The sequence below is a fragment of the Bradyrhizobium canariense genome (genome assembly GCF_900105125.1).
Taxonomy (GTDB): domain Bacteria; phylum Pseudomonadota; class Alphaproteobacteria; order Rhizobiales; family Xanthobacteraceae; genus Bradyrhizobium; species Bradyrhizobium canariense_A.
This window is the reverse complement of sequence record NZ_LT629750.1, coordinates 6,075,071-6,091,188: the sequence shown is the minus strand read 5'-3', so window position 1 is coordinate 6,091,188 and position 16,118 is coordinate 6,075,071. Positions and strand designations below refer to the sequence as shown.

Here is a 16,118-nt window from a genome sequence, read left to right as displayed (position 1 = left end):
GCTGCGCTTTGCAGCGTTTCTGCTGTTTTCGTTCCGAAAGCAGCGTGTAACCCGCCGTTTTCGCGAGAAAAGTCCATCATGAAGCGTATCGATGCCCACGGATTGAAGGTCGCCACCGTTCTCCATGATTTTATCGCCAAGGAAGCCGCCCCCAAAACCGGGATTTCTCCCGACGCGTTCTGGGCCGGGCTCGCTGGCATCATCAGGGATCTCGGGCCGAAAAACCGCGAATTGCTCGCATTTCGCGATTCCTTGCAGGCAAAGATCGACGGCTGGCATCGCGCCAACAAGGGCAAGCCGTTCGACATGAACGCCTACACGGCGTTCCTCAAGGAGATCGGCTATCTGTTGCCGGAGCCGGCGACGCATAAGGTCGAAACCGCTGATGTCGACGAAGAGATCGGCAAGATTTGCGGACCGCAACTCGTCGTGCCCCTCACCAACGCCCGCTATGCGCTGAACGCCGCGAACGCGCGCTGGGGCAGCCTTTACGACGCATTTTACGGCACCGACGCGATACCGCACGAAGCGAACGAAAGCGGCAAGGGCTACAACAAGGCCCGTGGCGACAAGGTCATCGCGAAAGCGAAAGCGTTTCTCGATTCTGCCGTGCCGCTGGCGACCGGAAGCCACACCGACGTTACCTCTTACAGCATCATCGCCGGCCAGCTCGCCGTCAAACTGAAGAGCGGCAACGCGACCGCGCTGAAATCCAACGGCCAGTTCGCCGGCTATCAGGGCGATGCGGCAGCGCCTTCCGCGATCCTGTTGGTCAACAACGGCATGCATATCGAGGTCAGGATCGATCGCGGCCACACCATCGGCAAGGATGATCCGGCCGGCGTGGCCGACATGATCATCGAATCCGCCGTCAGCACCATTCTGGACATGGAAGACAGCGTCGCTGCGGTCGATGCCGAGGACAAGGTGCTGGTCTATCGCAATACGCTGGGGTTGATGGACGGCACGCTGTCGGCTGACTTCGAGAAGGGCGGCAAGACGCTCAAGCGCTCGCTCACCCCCGATCGCGTCTACAAGACGCCGGACGGAAAAGAACTCAGGCTGCACGGCCGCAGCCTGCTGTTGATGCGCAATGTCGGCCATCACATGTTCACCGACGCCGTCCTCGACGATAAAGGCGAGGAGATTCCCGAAGGCATCCTGGATGCCGCGGTAGCAGGTCTGATCGCGATCCACGATCTCAAGGGCAACGGCAAAATGCGCAACAGCCGCACCGGGTCGGTCTATATCGTCAAGCCCAAGATGCATGGCCCCGACGAAGTCGCGCTGACCTGCGAGCTGTTCGGCCGCGTCGAGAAGATGCTGTCGCTGGCTGAAAACACCATGAAGGTCGGCATCATGGACGAGGAACGCCGCACCACGGTCAACCTCAAGGCCTGCATCCAGAATGCGCTGAAGCGCATCATGTTCATCAACACCGGCTTCCTCGACCGCACCGGCGACGAGATCCACACCTCGATGGAAGCGGGTCCGATGATCCGCAAGAACGACATGAAGGCCCAGCCCTGGATCAAGGCCTATGAAGACTGGAACGTCGATATCGGCCTGATCGACGGCCTGCCCGGCCATGCCCAGATAGGCAAGGGCATGTGGGCCGCGCCGGACAAGATGGCGGACATGCTGGCGCAGAAGATCGGGCATCCGCAGGCCGGCGCCACCACCGCATGGGTGCCGTCGCCGACCGCCGCGACGCTGCACGCGCTGCATTATCATCAGGTCAATGTGCTGGCGCGCCAGCAGGAACTGGAGAAGGGCGGCCCGCGCGCCAAACTGTCCGACATCCTCACCATTCCGGTATCGCAATCGAACTGGGCGCCCGACGATGTGAAGCAGGAAATCGACAACAATTGCCAGGGCATTCTCGGCTATGTCGTGCGCTGGATCGATCAGGGCGTCGGCTGCTCCAAGGTGCCTGACATCCACGACGTCGGCCTGATGGAAGACCGCGCCACGCTGCGCATTTCGAGCCAGCATCTGGCCAACTGGCTGCATCAGGGCGTCATCACCGAGGCCCAGGTGATGGAATCGCTCAAGCGCATGGCGGTCGTGGTGGATGGCCAGAACAAGGGCGATCCGCTCTACCGGCCGATGGCGCCTTCCTTCGACGGGGTCGCGTTCAAGGCCGCCTGCGACCTGATCTTCAAGGGACGCGAGCAGCCGAACGGCTACACCGAATACATCCTGACGGCACGGCGCCGGGAAGCCAAGGCGGCCGGCTGAGCTCGCGCCACGCCCGGAACGTTTGAGTTGCCCGTCCGTTGAACAGCTATCTCACCTCAAAAGGAGATGGCGATGGATTGGAACCGGGTTGAAGGAAACTGGAAGCAGTTCAAGGGCGCCGCCAAGGAAAAATGGGGCAAGCTCACCGACGACGATCTCAACGTGATCGAGGGTCGGCGCGAGCAGCTCGAAGGCAAGCTGCAGCAGCGCTATGGCTTCGCCAAGGATCAGATCCACAGGGATGTGGATGACTGGTTCAAGACGCTGAAATAGAGCAATAGATTGCTACGAGAATTAAAAAGCCCCGGCCATCGCCGGGGCTTTGGCTCGTCGATAGCTCGCTAGAACACCGCGATGTATTTCAACAGCGAGATGACGCCGAGGATGATGACGACCACCCGGCAAATCTGCTTGGCGCGCCCATCCAGCGGCAACATGTTGATCAGATAGAGAATGAGAATAACGACGAGAAATGTGACGAGTGCGCTGACAATCATCGATAGCCCCCAAGGATGGCGTTAGAAATGTCTTAACGCTTAGGATGTCCGTCCGGTTCCACCTGGGGAACCCTCAATTTTCCGGAAAACCGAATATCTTCAACGGCCTCCATTTTACGGCAGTAATACTGTCTAAATTTTTACCTTTTCTGGGCCAAAAGCATGGAAGCTTTGGGGGGTTCCATGCTGAATCGTCTGACCGTATCCGCGCTTTTGAAAATCGTAATCCTGGCGACCTCCGTCTGCGTGGTGGTCGGATTCTCGCTCAACGCCTGGGATTCCTGGGGGCGCCTGCAGACCGCCAATCGCATCTCGGTCATCGCCGACGTCTCGGCAGATCTGTTCCAGGCCATGAACGACATGCGCGGCGATCGCACCTCGACGCTGCGGGTGCTGAATGCCGACCAGCCCATGAGCAGCGACATCGAAAAATATATTCGCGGCCTTCGCGACGAGGAGATGCCGAACATGGCCCGCGCGCTGGCCGCGCTCGCCACGGTGGAATACTCCCAAGGACAAGCGTTGACGGCCGAGTTCGATCGCCTGTTCAAACTCCTTACGGCCGAGCAGAAGGAATTCTGGGAAGAGATCGGCAAGCCGCTGGCCTCGCGCCGTTCCGCACTGGGCAAGGAGTATATGGCGAACACGAATTTGCTGCTCGACCATCTCGATAAATTGTCGGGCGCGCTCGCAGCATCGGTCAACCATGACGACGCCGCCATCGACCAGTTGCTGGCGATCAAACAGACCGCGTGGCTGCTGCGTAACACGGGTGGGGAAATCTCTTTTCTGGTTTCGAGCGGACTTGGCTCCGGACACGTCGGACCCGATGCGCGCGAGACCTATACAAAGCTCGTCGGCGGCACCGACACTGCATGGAAAGCGCTGGAACTGACGATCTCCGGGATGCAACCGATTCCGGCGCTGACCAGCGCGATGGCAGCGACCAAGATCGCTTATTTCGATAAGGATTATGCCGGCCTTCGTGACCGGCTGATGGCTTCCTTGATCGCGGGAGAAAAGCCGGAAATGCCGGCCGACAAATGGAGCCCATTTACCGTGGAGAAGCTTGGAGCGGCCGTCGCCGTCGCCAACGCGGCGCTCAACTCGACCAAGGAGCGCAGCGCCACTTTGCGCGTCGGGGCGCAGCACTCGCTGATCCTGCAGCTCGTGCTGCTCGCGTTCGCCATCGCGTTGACCATCGGCGCCATGATGGCCGTCAGCCGCCGCGTCATCAAGCCGCTGCACAATATGCGCGACGCAATGCTGAAAGTCGCGGCCGGCGACCTCACCGTCGACAGCGGCTATGGCAACCGCCAGGACGAGATCGGCGCGCTGGCTGGTGCACTCGAAACTTTCAAGCAGCAAGCTGTCGACAAGCTCAGGATCGAAGCGCAGGAGCGCGACCGCAACGCCGGCGCGGTGGCGCGTCAGCAGGCGATCGAAGCCCATGTCGGCGAATTCGAAAGCCTGGTACGTCACACGCTGCAGCAACTGGGTGACGCGTCCGGCCAGATGCGGACAACCTCGTCGGGCCTGTCCACGGTCTCACGGCAAACCAACGAGCGCGTCGAAGTCGCGCAAAAAGCCTCCGGCGAGGCCTCGATGAGCGTCGAGAGCGTCGCTTCCGCCTCGGAAGAATTGAGCGCTTCGATCAACGATATCAGCCAGCAGGCGGCGCATGCGGCCGGGATCGCGAGCCGCGCGGTCAATCAGGCACGGGAGACCGACAGCACCGTCCAGGGACTGGCGAAGTCGGCCGGCCGGATCGGCGAAGTGGTCGGTCTGATCAACACCATCGCCGCCCAGACCAATCTGCTGGCGCTGAACGCGACCATCGAGGCGGCGCGCGCCGGCGAGGCCGGCCGCGGTTTCGCGGTGGTGGCTTCGGAAGTCAAATCACTGGCGAGCCAGACCGCCAAAGCGACCGAAGATATCTCCGAACAAATCGCCGACATTCAAAAAGTGGCCGGCGACGCCATCGACGCCATCAAGGGCATCGGCAGCATCATCGGCGAGGTGAACGAGGTCGCAACCGCGATCGCAGCCGCGGTCCAGGAACAAGGCGCCGCCACCCAGGAAATCTCCCGCAGTACGCAGCATGCCGCGCAAGGCACCAAGAACGTTTCGGACAACATCACCGGTGTGAAAGCCGACGCGGACGCCGCGGCCGCAGCCGCCGAAAATGTGAAGGTCGCCTCCAAGACGCTGGAAATTCAGAGCCAGCAACTGGGCAGCCAGGTCACGCAATTCCTGGGCAAGATCCGCGCGGCCTGATGGCGGTCGCGGGCCAACTGATCAGGCGGCGCTGCTATTCCGACGCTACGATCGGCACCCGCTGATACTTCGCGCGCACCGATGCCGAGACCGGCGAGAAATTCAGCGAGGCGCCGCGTTTGTCCGCGCCTCGGCCGGCCACCATCAGCCCGTTGACGCCGGCGACGATGTCGCCCTTGCGAAGCGTCGGATCGCTCTCGATGTTAACCGGCGCGAGGCCGAACTGGTCCTTGCCATTGCAGGTGCAGCCGGCGACAATTTCATTGCGGTAACGAAACGCATTCGGCAATTCGGAATAAGGCTTGCCGCTCTCGGTTGCGGCGTTGTCGATGCTGCTGCCATAGACGAGTTTGGTCTCGCTCGCCGGGCAGAAATTATTGCACGACGCCGCCTTGCTTTCATTGTCGGGCCCCGTGATCGGGAAATAGCGCCCGTCGCAGCTACGCACGCAATAGGCCTGACCGCCGACATAGCGCGGGCGAGCCTCGCTCGACGAAGAGGAGGATGCGTTGCCGTCGCCCTCATTGCCGAACGGCAGCCGGATCACGGGGGCGTGCGACCGGCCGCCGCCGAATGCGCCAAACAGCGCCGACAGAAAGTCCTCTGCCTGCGCGGCGGTCGACAAGCCCAGGATCGTCACCAGGGTACAAACCAGCGCCGCCACGCCTGATCTCGACCGCTTGCCTGATCTCCTGCTCATGTTCGGCTCCCGAAGCAGGTTGCGGATCTCAGTTGATCGACGGTGAGAGATTCATGGCCTCGCGACCCGAGGGCAGCCTCGTGATCGCGGGGCGGGCGGCCGTTGCCGCCGCACGCACCGGCATCGCAGCCCTTGCTTGGAGATGCGGCCCGCTCTTCGGCAGCACCACGACCTTGGTGCCGACATCGACCCGGCTGAAGAGGTCTGCAACATCTTCATTGGTCAGGCGGATACAGCCGCTCGATACGAACTTGCCGATGGTGGTGGGATCGTTGGTGCCGTGAATGCGATATTCGCTGGCGCCGAGATACATGGCGCGAGCGCCGAGCGGATTGCCGGGGCCTCCGGCCATGAAGCGCGGCAGATAAGGCTGGCGGGCGATCATCTCGGCCGGCGGATGCCAATCCGGCCATTCGGCCTTTCGCGAGATGGTCTGCGTACCCGCCCAGGTAAAGCCCTGCCGGCCGACGCCGACGCCATAACGAATGGCCCGGCCCTGACCGAGCACGTAATAGAGCGCGGTGTTGCCGGTATCGATGATGACGGTGCCGGGTGCTTCCCGGGTGTCGAGATTGACGATCGCGCGCCGCAGCCGCTCCGGCAGCACGTTCGTCGCGCCGCCATCGCCGTCATCGGTCAGCGCCGGTTGGCCGGGCGCAACCATGATGTTGTCTGAAGGAAAGGAGGTCTGCGGTGAAGACGCGTAACCGAGCACCTGTGCGTTCGCGGCGCCTGGAAGGATGACTGGCGCCAGCACCAGAGCACCGGCGAAGACGAATACGCCGGCCATGCGACTTGACGGCCTGCGAGTGGCTGCGAATGGCTGTGTCATGTGCTGCCCCGTTGGATACGCATCACGGTGATGCTCCGATTTCAACCAACGCGATCGAGGTTTCGCGGTTCCATCCGACTCGGCCGAAGACATCGCCTGTCAAGCGGCGGGCGCTTCACGTTTCTGCGATGGAACTTTCATTGCGATCGTGAATTCAGCTGACAGCGCTCGGTTCGCAAGTTTCCGGTATCGGCTGCCCCTCGTTTGAGGGAGGGAGATTCTTTGTGCGTGTCCTTCCCAGTGAACGTTTGCTTTCCGACGAGCGGGCGAGCGCCCCCCTCCCCGACAGCAAAGGTACACAGCCGCCGGTCATTCGCCGCGCCGAAGCCGTTGCGTTTGCGCTCGTCGCGCTCCTGGTCATTTGCATCGTTGCGGTTCTCTATGCCGCCAAGGCGTTCTTTCTTCCCGTCGTGATGGCGTTCGTGGTCGGCACCATGTTGTCGCCGGCCGCAAGCGCCCTCGAGCGATATCGAATTCCTCGTCCCGTCGCGGCCGTCATGATCGTGGCCACGGTGGGTGCTGCCGCAACCTTCATGGTCGGCTTGATATCATCGCCTCTGATGGATTGGAGCACGCATTTACCGGAGCTGGTCTCGCGGCTGAAGGACAAGCTGCATGTGTTCGATCGCCCGCTCGCGCTTTGGCAGGACCTCCAGAGCATGGTTGGCACGCCGCCCGCGCTGACATCGTTTCAAATGCCGAAGTTCGAGTGGGTTCAGCCCACGCTTGAATTTCTCTCGCCGACATTCACCGAGTTTCTGCTCTTCTTCGCCACGCTGGTGCTGTTCATCGCGAGTTGGAAGGACTTGCGCCGCGCGCTGATCATGACCTTCGGCGATCACGAGGCGCGGCTGCGAACGCTACGCATCCTCAACGAAATCGAAGTGAATCTCGGCAACTACCTGCTGACCGTGACGATGATCAATGCCGGGGTCGGCATCGCCACCGGCCTGGTTTGCGCGATCACGGGAATGCCCAACCCGGCCGGGCTCGGCGCCCTCGCCGCCACGTTGAATTTCTTTCCCATCATCGGCCCGGTTGCCATGTTTGCAATCCTTGTCGCCGTGGGTGCCGTGGTTTTTCCGACCATCAGCGGCGGGCTGATCGCCCCGCTGCTGTTTGTCGGAATCACCTTTATGGAAGGCCATTTCATCACACCGACCATCATTGGCCGGCGGCTCGCCCTGAATGCGCTGGCGGTGTTCATGGCGCTGGCATTCTGGACCTGGCTGTGGGGGCCGATGGGCGGCTTTTTATCTTCACCGCTTTTGATCGTGGCGCTTGTGCTCAAGGAGCATCTGATGCCGGGCGATGCGCCGCAACTACCGCCGGATTGATCGATCGGCAAACGGGAACTTCCGGGAACCCGGCGCGTTGGCCCTGACACCTTCAGTCCGAGGAGCTTTTGATGTCGAGTACGGATGGCGAAATCGGAATGAAAAATCTGACGGATAAAGCGACCTATGAACGCCTCGAAAAGGATGTAGCAGCCGTGAAAAACGATATCGCAGCCTTGGCCGATCAGATCACAGACGTGCTCAACAGCTTCGCCGGTAGCGCCAAGAAGCAGGCGCGCCGCGGCTACAAGCAGGCGCGGGCCAACGTCGATTCGGCCGTCGACGACATGTCGGATCGCGGGGCCGCCGTTATGGACGCGGCCCAGGACGCCGCCTACTCGATCGAGGAAACGCTGGAAGACGCCATCACGCAGCGTCCGCTCGCGACCGTGGGCCTGGCGCTCGGCATTGGCTTCCTGATCGGCGCGACTTGGCGCAGGTAGGCGTGGCTCAGGTAGATATGGCGCAGCCTGGATATGGCACAGCTAAACGGCACGCCGCAGTTCGCGATGGCCACGCAGCTTCAATCCGCCATGACTTAGTTTGAACGGCGGCGCGCACGGCGCCGTCGTCCCATTTTTCGGCATTATTTTGCACCGGGGCCTGCGATGTTTCAGCGCATGATTGACGACTTCAAGGAATCGACGGGGACAGCGATGCGGCTGACGTCGCTCGCCGCGGCGGTCGCGATGGCCCTGTTCGTCACGACGTCGTTTCTGTGCGCCGCCGCCTTTATCTTCGTGCTTCGGAAATATGGCCCGGTCGAAGCCTGCCTGACCGGGGCTGGCATCTTCTTCGTGGTCACGCTGATCGCAGCCGGCTGCTACATGGTGCGTAAAAATCAGGTCAAGGCCCGCGCCGCCGAAACCGCGAAGTCAGCGGTGCACTCGGCGCTGGCCGATCCGATGCTGGTTGCAGCCGGTCTTCAGGTCGTCCGGGCCATCGGCATCAAGAGGCTTATTCCGATTTTGGCTGTCGGCGGCCTGGCGCTGGGACTGATGGCCGCCCGCAGCAGTGCGGGCGCCTCGGACGACGACGAGGAGCCTAAAGCTTGACCCTCGGGGCCTAAACCTTGCCGGCCGTAAGCTCGACAGCTCAGGTAACGCAGCGGCCGGGCTCGAGCTGCTTGGCAACCTCGGTCAATACGCTGACCATCGGTTCGCAAGCTACCGCTGTCTTGCCGCCACCAGACTTGATCAGAGATGGCGCGGGAGAGCGGTCGCGGGCTTCGTGGGCGACCGGCACACGAACGAGAACCGAGGTATCGTAAAGACCATTCAGCCGCAGCGAGATCGTTTGCGTCTGCATTGCCGAAGTAGGCCCACGGGCAGCACGGTCGGCTTTGCCGGCGCGGTTGATAGCGGCCGCGGAGGCCTCCACCGAATTGAGCGGACCCGGCGGATTGGACTGGCCGAGATCCCGGCCCGAGGCAAACTGGATCGCGCCGAACGTCAGTGAAAGAGCGATCGCGCCGAAAATTCCCTTAAAGAAAATTCCCTTGGATATCTGTGACATGGTTACACGTCCCTCGCCCCATGGCGATCAAGGGAACAACGCGAGCCGGCATGGCAGGGTTCAGTCGGGTGATGATCACTTAACCGTGTACGAAAATATTTTTAAGTCGCGGAACGACTCAGGGGAGCTGTGCGTCATTCCGGCAGCCGGTTATTCCCCCTGCCCCATTGACCGGCGACGTGGGGCGCGGCTGTGGTGATGCCAGCCGCGCCCTGCTTTTTTATCTGCCTGTTTTTTATCTGATTGATATTACTTGAACTTTGAAGAAATTAGCCCGCCAACTCCGTCTGCAGGTCACATTCCTCAACATACGCCTGCCTTGAAAAGCGTCAGCCAAGATTGACGCGCGGTTCCCCTGAGTGCAGCAACGGCGATATTGCACTCAGATAATGGCTCCCCGAATTGCGTGATTTTCTCGAGATCGTCGGACTTTCGATCAGCGTTAGTCTGGCGGCGACGGTGATCGCGACGACGATCAGTCTGCCGATCGGGACCGCGCTCGCCATTTTCCCTTTTCCCGGACGGCGAGTGATTGTCGTTTTGATCAATGCGTTCTTTGGTCTGCCGCCGGTCGTGGTCGGCTTGATTTTATATCTCGGGCTGTCGCGTTCGGGGCCGCTCGGCTTCCTTGAATTGCTCTTCACTCCCGCCGCCATGGTGATCGCACAGGCGATTCTCGCCACTCCCATCATCATGGCGCTGGTCCATCGCGCCAGCGAACGGGCCTGGGCGCGCTATGGGGACGAACTGATTTGCGACGGGGCATCACGAATCCAGGCCATTCCGCAGATACTTCTCATCATTCGCGCCGAACTGGTGACGGCCGTCCTGGCTGGCTTCGGCCGGACCGTTTCGGAGGTCGGCGCGGTGATCCTGGTCGGCGGCAATATTCGCGGCTTAACCAGAACGATGACGACAGCCATCGCACTGCAAACAAGTCAAGGCGACCTACCGTTGGCGCTGGCGCTTGGAGCGGTGTTAGTTGGGATCAGCATTTCAGTCAGCGCGACGGTTTTCGCACTGGCGGGACGGGCGAGAACAGCCGGGAGTGATGAGATATGACGAGAATTAGCTTCCTATTGGCGCTCGTTGCGGCGATTTTTTCCATCGATTCCAGTTCGGCCGCGGAACCCTCCATCGTTCTGGCGTCGACCACTTCGGTCGAAAGCTCGGGACTTCTGGCGAACATTCTTCCGCAATTCACCGCGAAGACCGGGATTGCGGTCGATGTCGTGGCGCAGGGCACCGGCAAGGCGCTCGATACCGCGCGGCGGGGCGATGCCGATCTGTTGCTGGTTCATGATCCCGAAGCCGAACAGCAATTCATGGAGGAAGGCCACGGCGCGACACGCCGGCAAATCGCATGGAATGATTTCATTATCGTCGGGCCGTCGGCCGACCCGGCCCATATCAGTGGCGGCAACGACAGCGTCGCGGCGTTGAAGGCCATTGCCTCCGCGCAAGCCCCCTTCGTATCGCGTGGAGACAAGAGCGGCACCAACGCGGCGGAGCTGCGGCTTTGGAAAGCCGGGCAAACGCCCGATGCCTCCAGGGAAAAATGGTATCGCGATATCGGCGGCGGAATGGGCCAGGCGCTCAATGCCGCAAGCGCGATGGACGCCTATACGCTTTCCGACCGCGGCACGTGGCTCAGCTTCAAGAACAAGGGATCGCTGGTGATCGCGATCGAGGGCGACTCCCGCCTGATTAATCGATATGATGTCATCGAATTGAGCCCGCAAAAACACCCGGGCGCAAAACTAGCCACAGCCAGGATTTTCGCCGATTGGCTGGTCTCGCCCGAGGGCCAGCAAGCCATCGGCGCCTACCAGATGAACGGACAAAAACTGTTCAACCCGTCCGCGGACTCTCCGAAGTGACGCACTTGCCGTTCTCGACGGACGGTTACCAACCGGCCGCTGAGCAGCCTTGATCCCGGTCAGGTTCGGCGCGTGACCCACGGCACGCGCCGAACCGTCGTTTTAAGCTACCGATCTAGTGTTCTGACTCAGTCGGTTGGTTCCCAGCCTTGATTGCGTCAAGGACATCGAGGGCGCGGCGCTCTTTCTTCAGGATTACCTCGGCCGATTTGGTCCATACGAAGGGTTTGGGATCGGCATTGTGGTGCAGGAGGTAGTCGTGGATCGCGGCTTCCAGCTCGGCCACGTTGGCGAAGGCGCCGCGCCGTATTCGCTTCCTCGTGAGTTCCGCGAAAAAGCGCTCGACGAGGTTCATCCACGAGGCGCTCGTCGGCGTGAAGTGCAGCTTGAAGCGGGGATGCTTGGCGAGCCAGGCTTTCACCTCGCCTGTCTTGTGCGTCGACGAGTTGTCGAGCACGACGTGCACGTCGAGGTGCTTGTGCACGGCCCGATCGATCCGCCGCAGGAAGGCAATGAACTCGCGGGCGCGATGGCGCGGCTGGCAGTCGCCGATGACGAGCCCGCTCTTCACGTCCATCGCCGCATAGAGCGTCGTCACCCCGTGCCGCTTGTAGTCGTGCGTCATGGTCGCGGCGCGGCCCTTCTTGAGCGGCAGCCCTGGCTGGGTTCGGTCGAGCGCCTGGATCTGGCTCTTCTCATCGACGCAAAGCACGAGCGCGCGATCCGGCGGGTTCATGTAGAGGCCGACGATGTCGGTGACTTTCTCCTCGAACTGCGGGTCGTTGGAGACCTTGAACCGGGCCGTCAGATGCGGCTTCAGGCCTGCCTCGCGCCAAATCCGCTGCACGCTCGAGTGGCTGATGGCAAAAGCCTTGGCCATTGTGCGCACACTCCAGTGCGTCGCGTCGGGTGGCGTCTCGCGCGTGGTCTTGGCCAGCACCTTGGCCTTCAACGCAACCGGCAATGGCTTGCGGCCCGGCGGTCGCGTCTTGTCGCGCATCAGGCCATCGACGCCTTCATCGGCATAGTGCTTCTGCCAGCGCCACACGCACGGCTTCGACTTGCTCGTCGTCCGGCAAATCGCCTTGACCGTCTCGCCGTCCGCCGTCGCCAGCACGATCCGCGACCGCCAGACGACCTTCACCGGCGTGTTGCGATCCGCGACCAACCGCTCGAGCCGCGCACGATCTTCAGCCGCGATCTTGATGTCTGTCTTCATGCGCAAAGCTTTCATGATTTGCCGGGCCATCGAAATCCAGCGTCATTGACAGAACACTAGTGCGCGCGCCCCTCGGCTGGCGGAGAAAGACAAGGTCCGCCGGTGACCCATCCGCGGATTCCCTGACGACCTTTGACCATCCCCGCGGCAGGGAACGAATCTCTGCACGAGCCAAAGTCTTGACTTTGCCGCAATCACGCAACATGTAATGTTACATGAGACGAGATAGCAGATTGTCGGGGGTGCTCCACGTCCTGCTGCACATGGCAGAGCACAGCGGCCCCGTGACTTCCGAAGTGCTGGCGAAGGCGATTGACACCAATCCGGTGGTGGTCCGTCGGATCATGGCTGGCCTCCGCGACCAAGGATATGTCCGGTCGGAAAAAGGGCATGGCGGCGGGTGGACGCTGGCCTGCGACCTATCGAAGGTCACAATGCGCGACATCTATACTGCGCTCGGCAGCCCCGCGCTTCTCGCCATGAGCAACCGGGCGGAGACGCCCGGCTGCCTCGTCGAACAGGCGGTTAATGCCGCCCTCAATCAGGCATTCGAGGATGCGGAGGCGCTACTGCTCGCGCGTCTTGGGCAAGTGACGCTGGCCATGCTGAGCGCCGATCTTCACGAGCGCATCATTGCCCATGGCGGATCTCATCATCTGGAGAATGTCCATGTGTCGTGACGCAATCATCACCGGCGGCTGTATTGGCTTGACATGGGACCATACACGCCATGTCGCCGAGCAAGTCGCGCCGCTAATGCCGTACGCAATCCCGGGACGGCCAGTCGCCCTGTGCGACCTGGAACCACTCGAGTTGGCAGCGTGAGCGAGCGGATGGCTCCATTCTCCGATCCTCAGGCGGTGGCTCGCTACGCCGATGGACCACCGCGTTTCGTGCCCGGCTACAACGCCATGCAAAGCATGACGACGCTCCTGCTTGCTGAGCGTGTCCCGGAAGATGCTCGAGTGCTGGTTCTCGGCGCCGGAGGCGGGCTGGAGTTGAAGGTATTTGCGCAGGCCCGTTCGGGCTGGACCTTCGACGGCATCGACCCGTCTGCCGAGATGCTCAAGTTAGCCGAACAGACTCTTGGGCCACTCGCGTCGCGCGCGCGTCTGCACCAAGGCTATATCGATGGCGCGCCGCAGGGACCGTTCGATGCAGCCACCTGTCTGTTGACTCTGCACTTCATGGCCCTCGAGGAGCGGCGACGTACGGCTATCGAAATCCACCGCCGCCTCAAGCCCGGCGCGCCTTACGTGATTGCCCACCTTAGCTTCCCGCAGGGTGAAGGCGAGCGCGCGCTCTGGCTGTCGCGACACGCCGCATTCTTGATCGCCTCCGGTCTCGACCCCGACAAGGCGGCGAACGCTCGCATGGCGATTGACACGCAAACGAACATTCTCACGCCAGAGCAGGACGAAGCGATCCTCCGTGAGGCCGGCTTCTCGAATGTCAGTCTGTTCTACGCCGCCTTCAGCTTCCGCGGTTGGGTGGCCTACGCCTGATGCGTGCCGGCTTCATCAATGCCGGCGAGCAGATGCGCAAAGCTTGCATGATTTGCCGGGCTATGGGAATCCAGCGTCAGTGACAGAACACTAACCGTTAGCGCGTGACGGCTTCGCCATCCTCTTTGATGAAGGAGCGGACCGGTGCTTCGAGCAAATCGAAGACCATTTCGGAGGGACGGCAAAGCCGCGTTCCCTTGGGCGTTTCGACGATGGGACGATTGATCAGGATCGGATGGGCCTGCATCAAATCCAGCAGCTGATCGTCGGTCCATTTCGGTTCACCGAGACCCAGCTCCGCATACGGCGTCCCTTTTTCCCGTAACAATGCGCGCACTGAAATGCCCATCGCGCGGATCAATTCCAGGAGCCGTGCCCGACTCGGGGGACTCTTCAAGTACTCAATGACGATCGGCTCCTCGCCGCTCGCCCTGATCATTGCCAAGGTGTTGCGGGACGTGCCGCAGCCCGGATTGTGATAGATTGTCACGGTCATAGTTGCGCCTCTCGATTAATTGACGGGCCGTCGCCGCTGGCGCGCAGCAGCCAACTCATGAGCATCAGCCCGGCAACCGCGCCGCATAATTCGGCCGCGATGAAGCCGGGAAGGTCGACAGGGCGAATACCGGAGAACGTATTCGTCAACGACCGGGCGATGGCGACGGCCGGATTCGCAAACGACGTTGACGCCGTAAACCAGTATGCAGCCGTGATATAGAGACCAACGAGCCACGGGACGGACGCCCGCTCGAAGCGGATTCCGGCCAGGATGATTGCGACCAGACCGAATGCGGCAACGCCTTCTGCAAACCATTGCGCGCCGCCGGTTCTGATCTTCATCGATGGATCCAGGAGCGGTAACGCGAACATCGCGTGAGCTACCATCGTCCCGGCAATGCCACCGATGATTTGCACGGCGAAATATGACGATGCTTCGTGCAATGTCAGATCGCGCTTTAGCGCGAAGATCAGCGTGACTGCCGGGTTGAAGTGCGCGCCCGATATCGGGCCCAAGGTCGTAATCAGGACGACGAGCATCGCGCCGGTCGCAATGGTGTTGCCAAGCAACGCAAGCGCAACGTCTTTGGTCAAGCTCTCGGCCATGATACCGGAGCCGACGACGGTCGCGACCAATAGCGCCGTTCCAAGCGCTTCGGCCGCCAATCGCCGCGACAGATCGAAGCCGGGCATTAGTTGGGCGTAGGTGCGCAACACGCGGATGGTTTTTCATGCGCGACCCGCACGACGTTCTCGCCCGTTCCGTCACCATAGGTGATGCTTTCGCCGGTGGTCAGAAAGGTTTCCCACGCAATGCCCGAGGGATCGTCGATCCAGGACTTTTCCGATTTGGCGTAGCAACAGGCCGTCTGGCCTTGCTCGATGATGTTGCCGCCTGCGTCGCGAAGACGGGCGTAGACCTCGTCCAATTCTTGAGCGTTCTCCACCTGGATTCCGAGATGATCGAGTCCCGGCTGCCGGCCGCGCGTTGAGATTGCGAAATTAACGCGCGGATCGTCCAGCATCCATTTCGCGTAGTCGTCTTTGACGACTGACGGTTGCGCGGCAAATAGCGCGGAATAGAAACCAATTGAATTCGAAATGTTGTCGACGGCAACGTGGACATGAAGACGTTTCATCGCATCTCCCCTTTAAACAGTGACTTTGGTTCGTTTCGGCTTGCAAACGGCTGCGGGCGCGCATTGCTCCGGCGCACCGCCGCAACAGTTCTCGGTGAGAAAAGAAAGCAGCGAATTCATTTGATCGTATCGCGCGGCATAGATCATCGAGCGACCGGCGCGGCGCACGGTCACGAGCCCAGCTTGACGCAACCGGTCGAAGTGAAACGTGAGCGTATTGGGCGCGAGATCGAGAGCCGTCGCCACGCTTCCGGCCGGCATGCCCTCCGGTCCCGCCTTGACCAGCAGGCGATAGACCTCAAGGCGATTATCTTGCGCGAGTGCGGCCAGCGCCGCGACGGCATCCGAGATTTCCATATTTCAACGAATATCGAAATAAACGGCGGTCGTCAAATTATTTCAATGATAATTGAAATGGATCATGAAAATGCGCCGGCGCGCCCTAAGGCGCGCCGTTCTGTTCGAATGCGATAACTTT

Annotated in this window: 19 protein-coding genes; 11 read left to right on the top strand and 8 right to left on the bottom strand. The window is 61.3% G+C overall.

Features of this window, described 5'->3' with window-relative positions; all coding sequences use genetic code 11:
• Window positions 1–78 precede the first annotated feature (78 nt).
• Complete coding sequence (locus tag BLV09_RS28800) at window positions 79–2,241, top strand: malate synthase G (RefSeq protein ID WP_146689809.1); 2,163 nt, start codon at window positions 79–81, stop codon at window positions 2,239–2,241.
• A 72-nt stretch (window positions 2,242–2,313) separates the two neighbouring features.
• Complete coding sequence (locus tag BLV09_RS28795; RefSeq protein WP_167558909.1) at window positions 2,314–2,514, top strand: CsbD family protein; 201 nt, start codon at window positions 2,314–2,316, stop codon at window positions 2,512–2,514.
• A 68-nt stretch (window positions 2,515–2,582) separates the two neighbouring features.
• On the opposite strand, the gene BLV09_RS28790 is transcribed toward BLV09_RS28795, so the two are convergent.
• Window positions 2,583–2,738, bottom strand: coding sequence for a Thivi_2564 family membrane protein (locus BLV09_RS28790; RefSeq protein ID WP_100385586.1), 156 nt, complete (start codon window positions 2,736–2,738; stop codon window positions 2,583–2,585).
• Between the two features lie 183 nt (window positions 2,739–2,921).
• On the opposite strand from BLV09_RS28790, the gene BLV09_RS28785 reads away from it, so the two are divergent.
• Entirely contained in the window at window positions 2,922–5,015 is a 2,094-nt protein-coding gene (locus BLV09_RS28785; protein WP_100387426.1) for a methyl-accepting chemotaxis protein, read from the top strand.
• 34 nt (window positions 5,016–5,049) lie between these two features.
• Here the strand turns inward: BLV09_RS28785 and BLV09_RS28780 are convergent, their stop codons facing one another.
• Entirely contained in the window at window positions 5,050–5,715 is a 666-nt protein-coding gene (locus BLV09_RS28780; protein ID WP_146689808.1) for a DUF2865 domain-containing protein, read from the bottom strand.
• 28 nt (window positions 5,716–5,743) lie between these two features.
• The gene (locus BLV09_RS28775; protein ID WP_146689807.1) at window positions 5,744–6,547 is read right to left on the bottom strand and encodes a L,D-transpeptidase; all 804 of its coding nucleotides are present in this window, start codon (window positions 6,545–6,547) and stop codon (window positions 5,744–5,746) included.
• Window positions 6,548–6,771: 224 nt separating this feature from the next.
• On the opposite strand from BLV09_RS28775, the gene BLV09_RS28770 reads away from it, so the two are divergent.
• The 3 genes from BLV09_RS28770 (at window position 6,772) to BLV09_RS28760 (ending at window position 8,939) form a co-directional block, all read left to right on the top strand.
• Entirely contained in the window at window positions 6,772–7,884 is a 1,113-nt protein-coding gene (locus BLV09_RS28770) for an AI-2E family transporter (protein ID WP_146689806.1), read from the top strand.
• A gap of 71 nt (window positions 7,885–7,955) precedes the next feature.
• Window positions 7,956–8,327 (top strand): DUF883 family protein, encoded by a 372-nt coding sequence (locus BLV09_RS28765; RefSeq protein ID WP_100385582.1) that lies wholly within the window; start codon window positions 7,956–7,958, stop codon window positions 8,325–8,327.
• A 165-nt stretch (window positions 8,328–8,492) separates the two neighbouring features.
• The gene (locus BLV09_RS28760; protein WP_146689805.1) at window positions 8,493–8,939 is read left to right on the top strand and encodes a hypothetical protein; all 447 of its coding nucleotides are present in this window, start codon (window positions 8,493–8,495) and stop codon (window positions 8,937–8,939) included.
• A gap of 40 nt (window positions 8,940–8,979) precedes the next feature.
• Here the strand turns inward: BLV09_RS28760 and BLV09_RS28755 are convergent, their stop codons facing one another.
• A complete protein-coding gene (locus BLV09_RS28755; RefSeq protein ID WP_146689804.1) occupies window positions 8,980–9,399 on the bottom strand; it encodes a hypothetical protein in 420 nt (139 codons plus the stop codon).
• Between the two features lie 402 nt (window positions 9,400–9,801).
• Between BLV09_RS28755 and BLV09_RS28750 the strand changes: the two genes are divergently transcribed.
• Both BLV09_RS28750 and BLV09_RS28745 read left to right on the top strand, forming a co-directional pair.
• Entirely contained in the window at window positions 9,802–10,461 is a 660-nt protein-coding gene (locus tag BLV09_RS28750; RefSeq protein WP_146689803.1) for an ABC transporter permease, read from the top strand.
• Window positions 10,458–11,279: a substrate-binding domain-containing protein gene (locus tag BLV09_RS28745; RefSeq protein ID WP_146689802.1), complete on the top strand. Its 822-nt coding sequence runs from the start codon at window positions 10,458–10,460 to the stop codon at window positions 11,277–11,279. Before BLV09_RS28750 ends, BLV09_RS28745 begins: the two co-directional genes overlap by 4 nt.
• Window positions 11,280–11,394: 115 nt before the next feature.
• On the opposite strand, the gene BLV09_RS28740 is transcribed toward BLV09_RS28745, so the two are convergent.
• Window positions 11,395–12,498 (bottom strand): IS630 family transposase, encoded by a 1,104-nt coding sequence (locus BLV09_RS28740; protein ID WP_146691343.1) that lies wholly within the window; start codon window positions 12,496–12,498, stop codon window positions 11,395–11,397.
• Between the two features lie 215 nt (window positions 12,499–12,713).
• On the opposite strand from BLV09_RS28740, the gene BLV09_RS28735 reads away from it, so the two are divergent.
• A complete protein-coding gene (locus BLV09_RS28735; RefSeq protein WP_100385577.1) occupies window positions 12,714–13,178 on the top strand; it encodes an Rrf2 family transcriptional regulator in 465 nt (154 codons plus the stop codon).
• 153 nt (window positions 13,179–13,331) lie between these two features.
• Entirely contained in the window at window positions 13,332–14,003 is a 672-nt protein-coding gene (locus BLV09_RS28730; protein ID WP_146691342.1) for a class I SAM-dependent methyltransferase, read from the top strand.
• Window positions 14,004–14,100: 97 nt separating this feature from the next.
• Here the strand turns inward: BLV09_RS28730 and arsC are convergent, their stop codons facing one another.
• The 3 genes from arsC to BLV09_RS28715 are packed head-to-tail and all read right to left on the bottom strand — an operon-like array spanning window position 14,101 to window position 15,640.
• On the bottom strand, window positions 14,101–14,499 hold the full coding sequence (gene arsC / locus BLV09_RS28725) for an arsenate reductase (glutaredoxin) (protein WP_146689801.1): 399 nt from the start codon (window positions 14,497–14,499) through the stop codon (window positions 14,101–14,103).
• The gene (locus tag BLV09_RS28720) at window positions 14,496–15,194 is read right to left on the bottom strand and encodes an aquaporin (protein ID WP_146691341.1); all 699 of its coding nucleotides are present in this window, start codon (window positions 15,192–15,194) and stop codon (window positions 14,496–14,498) included. The genes arsC and BLV09_RS28720 overlap by 4 nt, the downstream gene beginning before the upstream one ends.
• Window positions 15,194–15,640: an ArsI/CadI family heavy metal resistance metalloenzyme gene (locus BLV09_RS28715; RefSeq protein WP_146689800.1), complete on the bottom strand. Its 447-nt coding sequence runs from the start codon at window positions 15,638–15,640 to the stop codon at window positions 15,194–15,196. The genes BLV09_RS28720 and BLV09_RS28715 overlap by 1 nt, the downstream gene beginning before the upstream one ends.
• Between BLV09_RS28715 and BLV09_RS38880 the strand changes: the two genes are divergently transcribed.
• Entirely contained in the window at window positions 15,626–16,114 is a 489-nt protein-coding gene (locus tag BLV09_RS38880; RefSeq protein WP_433994362.1) for a hypothetical protein, read from the top strand. The two genes, BLV09_RS28715 and BLV09_RS38880, sit on opposite strands and share 15 nt — an antisense overlap.
• Window positions 16,115–16,118 lie beyond the last annotated feature (4 nt).